We start from the raw sequence: 516 nt of genomic DNA, 5'->3' as shown, positions 1-516 counted from the left end.
GGAGGACCCCGACTACACCCCGGCCGGGCCGCCGCCGTGGGCGCGGGAAGAGGCCGACGACGGTGCGGCAGGGCGGCTGGGCGGAGGGCCACGGGGTCTGGCCGTCGGTCAGCGCGACGACGACGTCCGGGCGGGGGCGCGAGCGCAGGGCCTGGGCGAAGCCCGAGCGCAGGTCGGTTCCGCCACCGCCGATCAGTGTCATGCTCTCGGCGCGGCAGAGGGGGACGGCGATGCCGGCCGCCGCGTCGCAGGAGATCACCGAGACCAGGTCCCGGCGGCCGCCCACCGCCCGTGAGATCGCGGCCACCTCCAGCAGCGCGCTGCCCAGTTCGGCGTCGCTGACCGAACCGGAGGTGTCGATCACCACGCAGACCCGGGGCGGCGGGCGGCGCCGGCCTGGCCGGTGTCCCCGGGCCCCCCCGGGCCCCAGTTCCCCGGGCCGGGGCTGCCCGTCGGCGCCCCTGCCGCGGCCCAGCCAGGCCCGCTCCGCGGTGGGGCCGGGCCGCGACGCCGGCC

General features: G+C 80.2%; 1 protein-coding gene. It reads right to left on the bottom strand.

All coding sequences use genetic code 11. The features are described from left to right. The coding region (locus tag FRZ03_RS40275; RefSeq protein WP_261398991.1) for a VWA-like domain-containing protein at positions 1-516 on the bottom strand (516 nt) is incomplete at both ends.

Origin of the sequence: Streptomyces misionensis, assembly GCF_007896895.1 — a bacterium.
GTDB classification, from domain to species: Bacteria; Actinomycetota; Actinomycetes; order Streptomycetales; family Streptomycetaceae; genus Streptomyces; species Streptomyces misionensis_A.
The sequence above is the reverse complement of the archived record's forward strand: the minus strand, read 5'-3'. Positions and strand labels throughout refer to the sequence as shown.